The organism is Motiliproteus sediminis (assembly GCF_017912535.1).
GTDB classification, from domain to species: Bacteria; Pseudomonadota; Gammaproteobacteria; order Pseudomonadales; family Balneatricaceae; genus Motiliproteus; species Motiliproteus sediminis.
In genome coordinates, this window is record NZ_JAERQK010000003.1 from 15,099 (window position 1) to 30,122 (window position 15,024).

Consider the following 15,024-nt stretch of genomic DNA (forward strand, 5'->3'; position numbering starts at 1 on the left):
GATACTGATATGCAAGCAAGTAAGCGTCGTTTCATTAAAGGCCTGGGCCTGGCTCTCACTCTGGGCAGCGCCGCTGGGTTCAGCGTGCAACCTGCCATGGCCGACAGCTCCTATATTCTGGCAACCGCCTCCACCGGCGGTACTTACTACCCGGTGGGCGTTGCGCTGGCGACCCTGACCAAGGTCAAGCTGGAGCCCAAGGACAAGATCAGCATGTCGGCCATCAGCTCCGCAGGTTCTGCGGAAAACGTCAAACTGTTGCGCGAGAACGAAGCGCAGCTGGCGATCATGCAGGGCCTTTATGGCGCCTGGGCCTGGGACGGTGAAGGCGGTTTCAAAGAGAGTGGTCCGCAGAAAAAACTGCGTTCGGTCAGCATGCTGTGGCAAAACGTCGAACACTTCGCGGTGCGCAGCGAACTGGCGAAAACCGGCACTATCGATGACCTCAAGGGGTTGGACGGGCGTAAATTCTCCATCGGCAAGCGCAACTCCGGCACCGAAGGTTCGGGCCGTCAGATCATGAAAGGACTGGGCATCGACCCTGACAGCTTCGATCTGGCCTACATGGGCTACGGTCCCAGTGCCGATGCGTTGCAGAACGGTACGGTTGACGGCATGAATACCCCGGCCGGCGTGCCGGTCAGCGCTGTTACCCGTGCTTACGCGGCGCTCGGCGACAAGATGCGGGTGCTGGACTTTACCGATGAGCAGGTGGCACGTGCCAACGGCAAAATGAAGCTGTGGACCCGCTACGTGATCCCGGCCAACACCTATCCGGGACAGGCGCAGGCGATCAATACCATCGCCCAGCCGAACTTCCTCGCCGTGCGTGACGATCTGCCGGAAGAGGATGTCTACAAAATCACCAAAACCATCTACGAGAATCTGCCGTTCCTCAACGGCATCCACAAAGCCACCAAAGCAATGAGCCTGCAAAAGGCAATTGATGGCCTGCCGGTACCGCTGCACCCTGGTGCGGCGCGTTTCTATCGTGAGCAGGGGATGCAGATCCCGGCCCACCTGATCGTCGAGTAACTGCGCCGATCAACGCAGCCATCCCCGCGTCCGCCAGGCGGACGCGGGGCCATTCTGCCCAATCTGACTCATGACGGTGGCATTATGTCTGAGCAACAACGGTCCACAGCCGACGACACGAACGCGGCGGCTCTGGATCCGCAAACCGAGCAACAGCTGCAAAGCTTCGAACTGACCCAGCGCAACGAAGAGGGCCTGGTCGGACGCGCGCTGTATCTGTTCGGGGTTCTGTTCGCGCTCGCCCATATCTATTTCAATACCCTGGGTACCCTTTCGGAGCTGTGGGTATCAGCGATTCATTTTGGCGGCTTCGGGCTGATGTGTGCGCTGATGATTCCGATGCGCAAAGGGCAGGTTAGCTCGCGCCTGGTGCTGGCCGCTGACCTGTTGGTCGGGCTGCTGGCGGTTGCTGCAGCGGCTTATCTGATGCTGTTCGAGAACGCCCTCTATGACCGCGGGGTGCATTTCATCACCAGTGACTGGATCATGGCGTTGGTGGCGATTGCGGTGGCACTGGAGCTGACCCGCCGCACCACCGGCTGGTTTATTCCAGCGTTGATAGTGGTGGCGTTGACCTACGTGTTCTGGTGGGGCAAGTACCTGGAGGGGGTATTTAACTTCCCCGGTCTCAGTTTTGAAACCCTGCTGTTTCGCAGTTACTTCAGTGGCGAGGGGATGTTCGGTTCCATCGCCCGCATCTCCTGGACCTATGTGTTCATGTTTATCCTGTTCGGTGCCTTTCTGGTGCGCTCCGGCGCCGGCGACTTTATCGTTGAGCTGTCGCAGTGTGCGGCCGGACGCTTCGTTGGTGGCCCCGGCTTTGTGGCGGTTTTTGGCTCCGGCCTGATGGGCTCGGTATCCGGGTCGTCAGTGGCTAACACGGTCTCAACCGGGGTGATCACCATCCCGCTGATGCGCAAAGCCGGTTTCCCACCGCGCTTTGCCGCCGGAGTGGAGGCGGCCGCGTCCACCGGTGGCCAACTGATGCCGCCGGTGATGGGCGCCGGTGCTTTTATCATGGCCTCCTATACCCAGATTCCGTACGTTGAGATCATTGCCTGGGCTGCATTACCGGCACTGCTCTACTTCTTGTCGGTGACGTTTTTTGTGCGTATTGAAGCGCAACGTAGTCATGCGCAAGCGATCGAGTTGAACAGCCGTCCCATCGGTGAGGTGCTGCGCGGTGGCTGGCACTATCTGCTGCCGCTGGCGGTGCTGGTGGGACTGCTGATCTATGGCTTTACCCCCACTTATGCGGCGGGGATCAGTATTATCTCGGTAGTAGTGGCATCCTGGCTGTCGAGCAAACCGATGGGCGTTCGCGATGTGCTCGACGCGCTGGCGCAGGGGTCGCGTAACATGGCGACCACGGCGGTACTGTTGGTGGCGATCGGTCTGATCGTTAACGTGATCTCCACCACCGGTATCGGTAACACCTTTTCGCTGATGATCAACAACTGGGCCGGCGGCAGCCTGCTGATTACGCTGGTGTTGGTGGCGGTGGCTTCGCTGGTGCTGGGTATGGGGCTACCGGTGACGGCGGCGTACATTGTGCTTGGTACGCTATCGGCGCCAGCACTTTACGGCTTGATCAGTGAAGCGCAACTGTTGCAATTGCTGGTGGACGGGACGCTACCGGAGACAGCGCGGGCGATCTTTATGCTGGCTGATCCCGGCAGCCTGACCCAACTGGCCGCACCCATGAGCGCCGCCGAGGCGCAGGCGTTGCTGGCACTGGTGCCGGCTGATTTCAAGAGCACCCTGCTGGAACAGGCGGTTGACCCTTCTGTGTTGGCGATGGCGCTGCTGTCGGCGCATATGATCATCTTCTGGCTGTCCCAGGATAGCAACGTAACCCCGCCGGTCTGCCTGACGGCCTTCGCTGCGGCGGCGATTGCCCGTACCCCGCCCATGGCCACCGGTTTTACTGCCTGGAAGCTGGCCAAGGGGCTCTATATTGTGCCGCTGCTGTTTGCCTACACGCCCTTTATCGGTGGTGATGTTACCGAGGTGCTGACGATCTTTGTATTTGCGCTGTTTGGGATCTACGCGCTGGCAGGTTTCATGGAGGGCTACCTGGAAGGGCCGCTGAACAGGCCGTTGCGGGTGGTGGCTTTGGCCAGCGGCACGGTGCTGCTGTGGCCGCATCACCTGCTGTGGGCCAATCTGGCAGCACTGGTCGTGTTCGTGCTGCTGTTTGCTTACAGTCGCCGGCAAATGCCTGACCGGGAAGCGACTGCATGAGCTCCAGCACCCTGTTCGACTATCTGATCATCGGCGGTGGCATCGTTGGTCTGTCGACCGCATGGCAACTGCAGCAGCGGTTTCCGGACCGGCGCATCCTGCTGGTGGAGAAGGAGGGGCGCTTCGCTGCGCACCAGACTGGCCACAACAGTGGTGTGATTCATGCCGGCGTCTACTATGCGCCGGGTAGCCTGAAAGCCCGCTTCTGCCGCGAAGGGGTGGCAGCAACGATCCGTTTCTGCGACGACAACGGTATCCCCTATCAGCAGTGCGGCAAACTGCTGGTGGCCACCGACGCCAAGGAGTTCGAGCGCATGCAGGCGCTGTATCAGCGCTGCCAGCAGAACAAGATCGAGGTGGAATGGCTGGATGCCGGGCAGCTCCATCAATTGGAGCCGAACATTGCCGGCGTCGGCGCGATCCGGGTGCCCAGTACCGGGATCGTTGATTATGCGCGGGTCTGCGATGCGCTGGCGGAGCGGTTCCGGCAACTGGGCGGCATCACCCGGCTGAACACCGAAGTCCGCGCCTTGCAGGAACGGACAGACCGGATCGTGGCGACCACCTCCGGCGGTAGTTACTCGGCCCGTTATCTGATCGCCTGCTCGGGGCTGATGGCCGATCGCACCACCCGCATGCTGGGCATCGAAACCGAGTTTCAGATCGTGCCGTTCCGCGGCGAGTACTACCGGCTGCCGGCCCGTCATAACCAGATCGTCAAGCACCTGATCTACCCGATTCCCGACCCGGAGTTGCCGTTCCTGGGCGTCCATTTGACCCGCATGATCGACGGCTCGGTTACCGTTGGCCCCAATGCCGTGCAAGGCTGGAAACGAGAAGGTTACGGTCGGATCAACATCAGTTTGCGTGACGTGGCTGAGATGGTGCGGTTCCCCGGCTTCTGGCGTGTCCTATTCAGCCATTTGGGCACCGGGCTCAAGGAGACCCGCGATTCCTGGTGGAAGCGCGGCTACCTGCGCCGGGTGCAGAAGTACTGTCCGCAGCTGCGGTTGACGGACCTTGAGCCCTATCCCGCAGGGATCAGGGCCCAGGCGGTACTGCGAGACGGTACCCTGGTGCACGACTTTCTGTTTGCCGAAAGCCCGCGTTCGCTGCATGTTTGCAATGCGCCGTCGCCGGCGGCCACCTCGGCACTGCCGATCGGCAACTATATCGTCGATAAACTGAGCGCCAAACTGGCGCAGGCGCGCGAGGCGTCCGAAGCCGCTACGCTGAGATAAAGGAGTAAGGTTATGGATCTGGGTATCAAGGGTCGCTGCGCTATCGTCTGCGCGGCGTCGAAAGGGTTAGGGCGTGCCTGCGCCGAAGCGCTGGCCGCCGAGGGTGTGCAGCTGGTCCTCAACGCGCGCGGTAGCGAGGCACTGGAAGCAACCGCCAGTGATCTCAGAACCCGTTACCGGGTTGAGGTGCTGACGGTGGCCGGCGATGTCACCACCACAGCGGTGCAGCAGGCACTGCTGGCCGCCTGTCCGCAGCCGGATATTCTGGTCAACAACGCTGGCGGGCCACCCCCAGGGGATTTTCGTAACTGGGGCGATGAGGAGTGGCACGCGGCGTTGCAGGCCAACATGTTGACGCCCATCTATCTGATCAAGGCGGTAGTCGACGGCATGATGGCGCGCGGCTTCGGCCGCATCGTCAATATCACCTCGGCAGCGGTCAAGGCGCCGATCGGGGTGCTGGGGTTGTCCAACGGTGCCCGCGCCGGTCTGACTGGCTTTGTCGCCGGCTTGGCGCGCGAAACCGTGGCGCACAACGTGACCATCAATGCGCTGCTGCCGGGACCTTTTGATACTGACCGGCTCAACGCCACTCTGCAGGGTGTGGTGGAGAAAACCGGCCAGAGCCTGGAGCAGGTGCGCGAAGCACGGCGTAACGGTAATCCCGCCAGACGCTTTGGGCAGCCGCAAGAGTTTGGCGCCGCCTGCGCGTTTCTGTGCAGTCAGCATGCCGGTTATATTACCGGACAGAACATTCTCCTCGACGGCGGTGCTTTTCCCGGTACTCTATAATGATTGTTCGGGCTCAAGGGGAGCAACCGCAAGGTTGAGGCTGTGCCATACTTTACCCGGGTCTCGGTGACGGTAGTAGAGGTTGCCGATAGCGACTTTACCCACCGTGCAGGGATGTCAGTTGGCAAACAACACACAGGTCTCAATTCCTCTCTTGGTATGCCGTCGGGTGATGCTGCTGATACTGCTTATTGGTGTCTGGGGCGCTCACCCTGCAAAGGCAGATGAAGCTCTGACAGCGGTAACGCTGCAGCTGCGTTGGCATCACCAGTTTCAGTTTGCCGGCTACTATGCCGCCAAGCAACAGGGCTTCTACCGGGAAGCTGGCTTTGATGTGACGATTCTTAACGGTCGCCCCGGGCGCGAACCGGTCAGCGAGGTGCTGGCCGGCAGGGCCCAGTTCGGGGTAGCCAATGGCGAGCTTCTGCATCAGCGGTTAAAGGGCCAGCCACTGGTGGCGCTGGCGGCTATTTTTCAGCACTCGGCCTCGGTGCTGGTATCCAAGCAATCTGCCGGCATTCGGACCCCCCACGACCTGATCGGTCGTAAGGTGATGCTGATCAGCCAAGGGGCCGACGTCGGCTTGGTGGCCATGCTGGAGAATGAAGGGGTCGATATATCCCGCATTGATGTCATCAAAAGTAGCTACGATATCAACGACCTGATTGAGGACCGGGTTGATGCGTTCAACTCCTACCTCACCAATGAACCTTATTATCTGGCGCAACGCCAAATTCCGATCTCGGTTATTCACCCCGCCAGTTATGGCGTCGACTTTTACTCCGATATTCTGTTTACCACCGAAGCCGCGCTCGGCGCCATGCCGGACGGAGTACGGCGCTTCCGCGAGGCCTCGCTGCGGGGGTGGGAGTATGCCATGGCGCATCCGGAAGAGGTGATCGAGCTGATCATCGCCGAATACAACGATGCTAAATCCCGTGAACACCTGCGTTACGAGGCGGAGCGGATGCGGTCGTTGATACTGCCTGAGCTGATCGAGATGGGCCACATGAATCCGGGGCGCTGGGCGCATATGGCGGATACCTTTGTGGCCCAGGGGATGGCTCTCCCCGGTTACGACCTCAGTGGTTTTATTTTTGATGCCGACCCGCGGGTGGATCTGGATCAGTGGCGGCGGATGGTTGGCGGGCTGGGGGGTAGCCTGATGTTGCTGGTAGCCGTGGCGCTGGTGTTATGGTTTTACAACCGCCGTTTGCGGGCAGCGATTGACTACGGTCGCCAAGTACAGAATAAGCTCCGCAACCAGACGGCGCGCTTCGAGGCGATTTTCCAGAGCACGCCTGATGCTACCGTCATCGGTGATCTGGAGCGCAACATTATCATGTGTAATCCGGCGTTCGGGCAGATTTTCGGCTATCGCCCGGAAGAGGTGATTGGGCGCTCCAGTGGCATCCTCTACATGCGCTCCGAGGATTTTAACGAGCAGGGTGAGTTGCGATTCTACCCCGGCGCAAAAACGCGGCTGCTGCCCTATGAACTCGATTACCGCCGTAAGGGCGGCGAGCCCTTCCCGGGACAGTCCATGGGCGGGCCGATCATCAACAAGGACAATGACACCATCGGTTATATTCTGGTGGTACGTGATGTTACCGAGCAGAAAAAGAGCGAGCAGGCGATCGTGCGTATGGCGCTGACCGACTCCCTCACCGGACTGGCCAACCGCCACCAGTTCAACATCACCCTGCAGGAACAGATCAAGCGCTCTGCGCGCCAGCCACTCCGTTTTTCACTGCTGTTGATGGATCTGGATCTGTTCAAGGAGGTGAATGATCACTATGGCCACCCGGCCGGTGATGAGTTGCTGCGGCGGGTTGGGTTGGCACTACGGGGGATTTTCCGTGAAACGGATTTGATCGCCCGGATCGGCGGCGATGAGTTCGCGGTTCTGATGCTGGATCAGGCTTCGCCCCAGGATATCCGCCAGCTGGGGGAGCGGGTGATCAACTCGCTGGCCCAGCCGACCGTTATTGACGGTCATTCGGTGCAGGTGGGGGTGAGCATCGGCGCGGCCACCTTCCCTGCCGACAGCACCGACGAAGCGGCGCTTTACCGCATGGCGGACCGGGCGTTGTATGCCTCGAAGGAGCAGGGACGCAATCGTCTGACGCTGGCCTGTGAGGCCCTGGCCGTTGATACAGAGTCCTGAATTGCGTGTCCACGCAGTTTCTTCTGCCAACACGCCGTGCGTTGGTTTTAATCACGATAACTTTACAGGATTATGCTTGCAGCCACAGAGCGAAGCGCATGGTGCGCGCCGCTATAGCGCCGGAGTAATAGATGAGATTGCGTGGTGAGATGTTGGGGTGGGGCGGATGGCTGGGGCTGTTGCTCAGTACTCCGGGCGTGGCAGCATCGCCACCGGCGGTGATTGTTGCGCCGGTGGTGAGTGAAGCTTTTTCTGATCGCATCGAGGCGCTGGGTACAGCGCAAGCCAATGAAGCGGTAGATATTACCGCCAACGTGACCGAGAAAGTGGTGACACTTAACTTTGACGACGGTGAGCAGGTGGCCGCCGGCGCGGTGTTGGCGGTATTGGAAAAAAGCGAAGAGGAAGCGCTGTTGGCGGATGTATCCGCCCTGTTGGAGGAGCGCCGGCTGGCACTTGCCCGGTTACAGAAGCTGGAGCGCCAGCAATTGGCTTCGCGGGAGGACCTGGATCAGCGCCGGCTGGAGGTTGAACGCGCCGAAGTGGCGCGTACAGCGATGCAGGCACGGATCGCAGATCGCGTTATCCGGGCGCCGTTTGGCGGTATGGTCGGGCTGCGCCAGATCAGCGTCGGAGCGCTGGTTGAGCCGGGCGACCTGATCACCCGGCTGGATGATATTCGCACGCTCAAACTCGATTTTACCGTTCCCAGCCGTTATCTCGCTGATCTGCGCCCGGGATTGCCGATCTCGGCGCAAACCAGTGCGTTTGCCGACATGACTGTCAGTGGCGAAGTCGCCAGTATCGACAGCCGTATCGATCCGGTCACCAGGGCGATTCGGGTGCGCGCCCGGATCGACAACCCCAATCTGGTGCTGCGACCGGGGTTGCTGATGCGGGTGGTCCTGGAACGCAACCCGCGCACGGCGCTGACGATTCCGGAGGAGGCGCTGCTCGGTAGCGGCGTCGAGCATCGGGTCATGGTGGTCGATGCACAGCAACAGGTCGCGATGCGTCAGGTCCAGATCGGCAGTCGCCGCCCCGGCCGGGTTGAGATCCTGAGCGGTCTGGCGGTGGACGAACGGGTGATCACCCACGGCCAGCAAAAGGCGCGCGTCGGTGGCAAGGTTACTATTCGCAATCTGGATGACGGTACCCAGCCGCTAGCCGATATGCTGCGTAAACCCGGAGCCTGAACAGATGCTGCTTTCCGATATCTCGGTTCGTCGTCCGGTCTTCGCCAGCGTGTTGTCATTGCTGCTGGTGGCCTTTGGTTTGCTGGCGTTTGATCGTCTGCCGTTGCGGGAGTACCCGGACATTGATCCGCCGGTGGTGTCGATTGATACCCGCTATCCCGGGGCCGCAGCAAATGTGGTGGAGAGCCGTATTACCGAACTGATCGAGGACCGCATCGCCGGCCTTGAAGGCATCCGCTTTGTGGAGTCGAGCAGTGAGGACGGACGCTCGCGGATATCGGTGCAGTTTGATACCGGGCGGGATGTTGAGGCGGCAGCCAATGATATCCGCGACCGCGTATCGGCGATTCTCAGCGATCTGCCGGCAGAGGCGGACGCGCCGGATATCCAGAAGGTCGACAGCAACGACGACGTGATCATGTGGCTGAATCTGGCCAGTGACCGGCTCACCGTGCCGGAGCTGACCGACTACGCCGAACGCTATCTGGTGGACCGCTTCTCGGTGCTGGACGGGGTTGCCCGTGCCCGTATCGGCGGTGCCCAGACCTTTGCCATGCGGATCTGGCTCGACCGTGCGGCGCTGGCATCGCAATCCCTCACCGCCGCTGACGTCGAGGCGGCCCTGCGGGCTGAGAATGTCGAGCTGCCGGCGGGCAGTATCGACTCTGACCTGCGGCAGTTCAGTATTCGCGTTGAACGTCAGTTTCGCAGCGCCGATGATTTTGCCCGGCTGGTGATCGGACGCGGCGGTGACGGCCACCTGATCCGGCTGGGTGAAGTGGCACGGATAGAGAAAGCCGCAGCTGAGGAGCGGCTGTTCTTCCGCGGCAACGGGGTGCCGATGGTGGGGATCGGCATCATCAAGCAGTCCACCGCCAATACCATCAGCGTGGCGCGCGCCGCCAAGGCCGAAGCGGCACGGCTCAATCCGACCCTGCCGGAAGGGATGTCCATCAATCAAAGTTATGACTCTTCGGTGTTCGTTGAGGGGGCGATAGCCGAGGTCTATAAGACGCTGGGGATCGCCATCATCATGGTGGTGGCGGTGATCTATCTGTTTCTCGGTAGTGCACGGGCGACACTGGTACCGGCGATCACGGTGCCGGTGTCGTTGATCGCTACCGCACTGGTACTGATGTGGCTCGACTTCTCGGTCAATATGCTGACTCTGTTAGCGCTGGTGTTGGCGATCGGTCTGGTGGTAGACGACGCCATTGTGGTGCTGGAAAACATTCACCGGCGGATGGACAGTTACGGTGAAACCCGGCTGGTGGCCGCATTTCGCGGCGCCCGCCAGGTGGGTTTTGCGGTGGTAGCCACCACGCTGGTGCTGGTATCGGTATTCGTGCCGATCGCGTTCTTGCAGGGTGACCTGGGGCGGTTGTTCTCGGAGTTCGCCCTGACTATGGCGGCGGCGGTGGCATTTTCCAGTTTTGTGGCGTTGACCCTGTCACCGATGCTGGCGTCCAAAGTGTTGACCTCCCAGGCCCATGAAGGGCGCCTGGTCCGCCTGGTCGACCGTCTGTTTCGCGCGTTGCAGGATGGCTACCGGCGCCTGCTGACCTGGCTGGTCCATCGCTATCTGGTGGTGGTGGTGCTGTTCGTAGCACTGCTGGGTAGCTGCTTCTGGTTGTATCCCCAGATTCCCGACGAATACGCTCCCAAGGAGGACCGCGGTGCCTTCTTTGTTCTGGTCAGTGGTCCGGAAGGGGCGTCTTATCGCTATATCGCCGACTACATGACCGAGGTTGAGCGCCGCCTGATGCCGCTGGTGGAGAGCGGTGAGGTCACCCGCTTGCTGGTGCGCGCACCGCGTGGTTTTGGCAATCTGGCGATCTTTAACAGCGGCATCGCCATCATTGTGCTCGATGACAGGGAGCAGCGTCGTTCCGCCTGGGCGATCATGGCCGATATTCGGCAACGCCTCAGCGATCTTCCCGGCGTGCGCGCGTTTCCGGTGATGCGACAGGGTTTCGGGCGGCGGATACAGAAGCCGGTGCAGTTCACCATCGGCGGCGGCAGTTACGACGAACTGGTGGCCTGGCGCGATCGGCTGCTGGCCGAGATCAATGCTGACAACCCGGGACTGGAAGGACTGGACTGGGATTACAAGGAAACCAAGCCGCAGTTGCGGGTGCGGGTGGACTACGACCGTGCAGCGGCGCTTGGCGTCAGCAACAGCACCATCGGCCGCACCCTGGAAACCATGCTGGGGTCGCGTCAGGTAACCACCTTCATCGATCAGGGTGAAGAGTACGACGTGATCCTTGAAGGGGAGCGTTCGCTGCAGCGCTCCCCTGCGAGTCTGGAGAATATCTACGTGCGCTCGGACAGCAGTGGCGAGCTGATCCCACTGGCCAACCTGGTGCAGTTGGAGGAGTTTGCCGATTCGGTGCGTTTGAATCGCTACAACCGGGTACGCGCCATTACTCTGGAAGCCAACCTTGCGGACGGCTATGCCCTGGGGGAGGCGCTGGGGTACCTGGAGGCGCTGGTGCGTGAGCACCTGCCGGGCCAGGTGATCATCGATTACAAGGGGCAGTCGCAGGATTACCAGGCAGCCGGCCAGTCGGTGGCGTTTATTTTTGCGCTGGGTCTGCTGGTGGTGTTTCTGGTGCTGGCGGCGCAGTTTGAGAGCTGGCTGCACCCGCTGGTGATCATGCTGACGGTGCCGCTGGCCATCGCCGGAGCGCTGCTGGGTCTCTACCTCAGTGGTCAGACCCTCAATATTTACAGCCAGATCGGGCTGATCATGCTGGTGGGGCTGGCGGCCAAGAACGGTATTTTGATTGTCGAGTTTGCCAATCAGCTACGTGACCGGGGCAAGGCGTTTGAAACCGCGTTGATTGAGGCCTCGGTGGTCAGGCTGCGACCGATTTTGATGACCGGCATCACCACCGCGGCGGGCTCCTTGCCGCTGCTGCTCTCCAGCGGCGCGGGCACGGAAACCCGCCTGGTGATCGGCACGGTAATTCTGTGCGGGGTGATATCGGCGACGCTGTTTACCCTGTTGGTGGTGCCGGTGGCCTATGCGGTTCTGGCGCGGCGCACCGGGTCACCCCACCGCGTCAGCCAGCAACTGGAGCGGGAGAACGCACAAAACCCGGAGTAGTGCTCAGCCCTGGGGAGCGAAGTCGATCGCGATCTCGTCCCGCCAGCGTTCCACATCCTGAGCGCCAAAGTCGATCAGGCCGCAACGCGCGGTAAGTTTGCGCTCCAGATCGGCATCGCCAAGGCCGCTGGACACGATGTTGCAGTGCTCGACCCGCCCATCCGGGGTGATCGCCAGATCGAATACCACCCGGCCCTCAAGCCCCAGATTGCTGCGCAGGGCGCGGCGGTAAAGGGCATAGAACGCCGAGGCGTTGCGGTCGAATACCAGCTTGACGTCGCTGTTGGTGCGCAGTTTTGGCCCGGCCGGAACCGCCGCTGCCATCGCTTCCGCCTGCTCCAGATCTGTCGGCCCGTCAATGCGCGTGGTTTCACGGCCACTCAGCTGTTGACTGGCCTGAGCGGCGACCGCCGTGGTTTCTATACCGCCGCTGCGTTGTTCGGCGCGTTTGCCGATCAACTGGCGCTCCTGACGCTGGGCCGCGGCCGCTGTGGCTTGCTTGATCGGCTTGGCAGCGGTGGCGGCAGGCTTGCTCAGGTTGCGCAGCGCCGACAACTGGTTCTGCAGTTTGTTGATGCCGCTGTTCTGGGCGCGTTCACGCGCCTGCTTGACCTGCTCGGTGGTTGGCTTGGGCTTGGCCTTGAGCTTGGACACCGGCTTCGGCTCGGGCTTGGGTTCCGGCTTGGGCGGCTCGGGCTTGGGCTCCGGTTTTGGCTCCGGCTTGGGCTCGGGTTTGGGTTGTTCGGGTTTGGGCTTCTCGGGCTCCGGTTCAGGCTCGGGCAGCTCTTCCTCTTCGATAGCCGGTGGCGGCGGCAGCTCCTCCTGCTTTTTCTCCAGCATCACCTGCGCCAGCCGTGCCGGGACTTTTTCCAGCGCCTGGCGCTCGACGGGCGCCGGTTCAAACACGAAGTTGAACAGGAGAAACAGGACCACAAAGACGCCCAGTGTCCAGCCGGTGGTTTTGTACAGCAGTTGCTGTTCTTCGCGGGTTTCCGACCAGGGCAGCAGGTGTGGTTCGAGGGGGTCGTAGCGGTACGGTTTGGTCATCAGTCGGCGTCCTGTGCCTGGCCGATGACGGCAAATGACATCTTGCTGTAATCCGCTTCGGCGGCGCTCAGCATGATCTTTTTCAACAGCTGGAAGGGGATCTCCCGATCCGCCATCAGCGTGGCGTGCAGCTGGTCGCTGTCCCCGCGCTGGCCGCCACGGCTGGCCTGATAGCGCAGCTCCTCAATCAGACCTGGAATCAGATCGTCGCTTTCCGGTTGCAGGTAAGGGGTAGCATCAGCAACCTTGCGCCCCAGCACCACGATGTCGCTGTTGGTCAGCTCGATCATCAGGCTGGGCTCGATCGGTTTCTCCACCTTGGCTTCCGGCAGGCGCAGCTCCGGACTGCTGGGTGGCTGCACGTTGCTGGAGTTGACCAGCAGAAAGAACACCAGAATGGTGAAGATATCCATCAGCGAAACCAGGTTCAGCGACGGGATCTTCTTGATCTGTTTGCGCGCATAGCGGCGGCTGTTACGGGACTGAGGTCGGCTCATACGGGGTTCCTCAGCGCTTGCCTTGCTGCGCCGGGGCATCGCCGAGGGCGATGTCCGGGAACAGTTCAAAGGCGGACAGCTGGCCATCCTGAGTCAGATTGACCGCGCGGATATGATCCATCACCGCGATCAGGCGCTCGTAGGGTATGCCCGGTTCCGCCAGCACGGTGATGGTAGAGAGCTGCGGGTACTGGCGCTTGATCGGCTGCAGGCTGGCTTGCAGTCGGTGGTAGTCGTAATCCTCTTTTAGCGCGACCTCTTGTTTGTGATAGGTCTTGCGATTCTTGCGGTCCTGCAGGGTCAGGCTGTCGGCGCGCAGAATCACTTCGAGTTCCGGCAGCTTGGTTTTCTCTTCCACGCCCGGCGCCCCTACCTGTGGCAGGTAGAGCTCCAGAATGGTGAGCTGGTTGAAGGCGGCGGTAAGCAACAGAAACGGAATCAACACCACCATCAGGTTCATGAAGGCGGTGATGTTGATTTCGGGCGTTTCGTGCCGCCCCTGGCGTCGCTGGCGTCTGCGACTCATGAGCCGAGCGTTACCTGCTGCACCGGCTTGTCGTCACGCTCCTCGAGCTTCTGCTTGGCACCGCGGTTGATGGCGATCAGGTTGGTGAGCTTGACCGTGGCCATGTCCATGCTGTCGATAATCTCGGCCGTTTTGGTGGTGATGACTGCATGCAGCAACAGCAGTGGAATCGCTGCCACCAACCCGAACGCGGTGGTGTTCATGGCTACAGAAATACTACTGGAGAGCAGATTGGCTTTCTCCGCCGGGTCGGCATTGGCCACCGCGGAGAACGCCGCGATCAGACCAAGGATGGTACCCAGCAGGCCGAGCAGGGTGGCGATGTTGGCGAAGGTAGCCAGGTATGGGGTGCGTTTTTCCAGCCGTGGAATGATCTCCATCAGGCCCTCTTCCAGCATCCGCTCGACGTCGTCGGCGCGGCGGCCGTTCATCAGGTGGGTGAGGGCGTAGATCAGCATCTTGGAGAGGTGGGCGTTGGAGTTGCGCACATACTCCATGGTGCTCTTGATCTTGCCTTGCAGCATTAGCGGCTGGATATGGTTCCAGGCGATACGGTTGCGGGTCTTGACCATCACCAGATAGAGGTAGCGTTCCAGTGCGATTCCGAGACCGAGGGCGAGGGTGATCATGATCGGGTACATGAAGAGCCCGCCGTCCTGAATAAAGCGAACGATCGTATCGAAGAGTTCTGTAAACATTCGACTACCTTAACCTGCTGGTTGTTGGGCGGTGTGCAGCGATAAACCGCATCAATGGCGTCGGCCGAGAGAGGGGTTTGCGCGTCCTGCACAGGATAGGCCGGGATCGGTGGACCGGAATATCCGCAAAAAATCGGGGAGGATTATATGCTAATGACAAGGCCGGTACAAAGACCGAGGTCAAGGTCTGTCGCGGTCGTCACACTGCCAGGCACTCACCTCCTCGGCGCTGAAACTGTCACCCAGCTCACAGGGTGTCAGTGGCCGCAGTGCCGGATCGTCCAGCTGGGGCGGGTCCGGCATCTCCGCGCGGGGGTTCTGCCAGGGCAGAATATAGAGCACCAGCGGTACCTCTTTATCGCCGGTAATTTCGATGGCGATGGCCGGCTCGCTCTTGGGCGGTTCCGGGGCCGCGTGCAGTGGCAATGTGACGGCAGTGATGAGCAGCAACAGCAGGGTTCGGATCATA

The 15,024-nt window shown here is 61.0% G+C and carries 12 protein-coding genes; 7 read left to right on the top strand and 5 right to left on the bottom strand.

All coding sequences use genetic code 11. The features are described 5' to 3' along the window. Positions 1-9: 9 nt before the first annotated feature. The 7 genes from JJQ76_RS06925 to JJQ76_RS06955 all read left to right on the top strand — a co-directional run bounded on the left by JJQ76_RS06925 (position 10) and on the right by JJQ76_RS06955 (position 11,787). Positions 10-1,035 (top strand): TAXI family TRAP transporter solute-binding subunit, encoded by a 1,026-nt coding sequence (locus tag JJQ76_RS06925; RefSeq protein WP_210396019.1) that lies wholly within the window; start codon positions 10-12, stop codon positions 1,033-1,035. A gap of 84 nt (positions 1,036-1,119) precedes the next feature. After that, on the top strand, positions 1,120-3,279 hold the full coding sequence (locus JJQ76_RS06930; RefSeq protein ID WP_210396021.1) for a TRAP transporter permease: 2,160 nt from the start codon (positions 1,120-1,122) through the stop codon (positions 3,277-3,279). Then, positions 3,276-4,520, top strand: a complete 1,245-nt coding sequence (gene lhgO, locus JJQ76_RS06935) for an L-2-hydroxyglutarate oxidase (protein ID WP_210396023.1) — start codon at positions 3,276-3,278, stop codon at positions 4,518-4,520. Before JJQ76_RS06930 ends, lhgO begins: the two co-directional genes overlap by 4 nt. 12 nt (positions 4,521-4,532) lie before the next feature. Beyond that, positions 4,533-5,312, top strand: coding sequence for an SDR family oxidoreductase (locus JJQ76_RS06940; protein WP_210396024.1), 780 nt, complete (start codon positions 4,533-4,535; stop codon positions 5,310-5,312). Positions 5,313-5,433: 121 nt separating this feature from the next. Then, entirely contained in the window at positions 5,434-7,479 is a 2,046-nt protein-coding gene (locus tag JJQ76_RS06945) for an ABC transporter substrate-binding protein (protein ID WP_210396026.1), read from the top strand. Positions 7,480-7,610: 131 nt separating this feature from the next. Further along, positions 7,611-8,675, top strand: coding sequence for an efflux RND transporter periplasmic adaptor subunit (locus JJQ76_RS06950; protein WP_210396028.1), 1,065 nt, complete (start codon positions 7,611-7,613; stop codon positions 8,673-8,675). Positions 8,676-8,679: 4 nt separating this feature from the next. Continuing rightward, positions 8,680-11,787: an efflux RND transporter permease subunit gene (locus JJQ76_RS06955; RefSeq protein WP_210396030.1), complete on the top strand. Its 3,108-nt coding sequence runs from the start codon at positions 8,680-8,682 to the stop codon at positions 11,785-11,787. 3 nt (positions 11,788-11,790) lie between these two features. Here the strand turns inward: JJQ76_RS06955 and JJQ76_RS06960 are convergent, their stop codons facing one another. The 5 genes from JJQ76_RS06960 to JJQ76_RS06980 form a co-directional block, all read right to left on the bottom strand. Continuing rightward, a complete protein-coding gene (locus JJQ76_RS06960; RefSeq protein ID WP_210396032.1) occupies positions 11,791-12,834 on the bottom strand; it encodes a hypothetical protein in 1,044 nt (347 codons plus the stop codon). Next, positions 12,834-13,331: an ExbD/TolR family protein gene (locus JJQ76_RS06965; RefSeq protein ID WP_210396034.1), complete on the bottom strand. Its 498-nt coding sequence runs from the start codon at positions 13,329-13,331 to the stop codon at positions 12,834-12,836. The genes JJQ76_RS06960 and JJQ76_RS06965 overlap by 1 nt, the downstream gene beginning before the upstream one ends. A gap of 10 nt (positions 13,332-13,341) precedes the next feature. Then, a complete protein-coding gene (locus JJQ76_RS06970; protein ID WP_210396037.1) occupies positions 13,342-13,857 on the bottom strand; it encodes an ExbD/TolR family protein in 516 nt (171 codons plus the stop codon). Then, positions 13,854-14,555 (bottom strand): MotA/TolQ/ExbB proton channel family protein, encoded by a 702-nt coding sequence (locus JJQ76_RS06975; protein WP_210396038.1) that lies wholly within the window; start codon positions 14,553-14,555, stop codon positions 13,854-13,856. The genes JJQ76_RS06970 and JJQ76_RS06975 overlap by 4 nt, the downstream gene beginning before the upstream one ends. Positions 14,556-14,735: 180 nt before the next feature. Further along, a complete protein-coding gene (locus JJQ76_RS06980) occupies positions 14,736-15,023 on the bottom strand; it encodes a hypothetical protein (protein WP_210396040.1) in 288 nt (95 codons plus the stop codon). Position 15,024 lies beyond the last annotated feature (1 nt).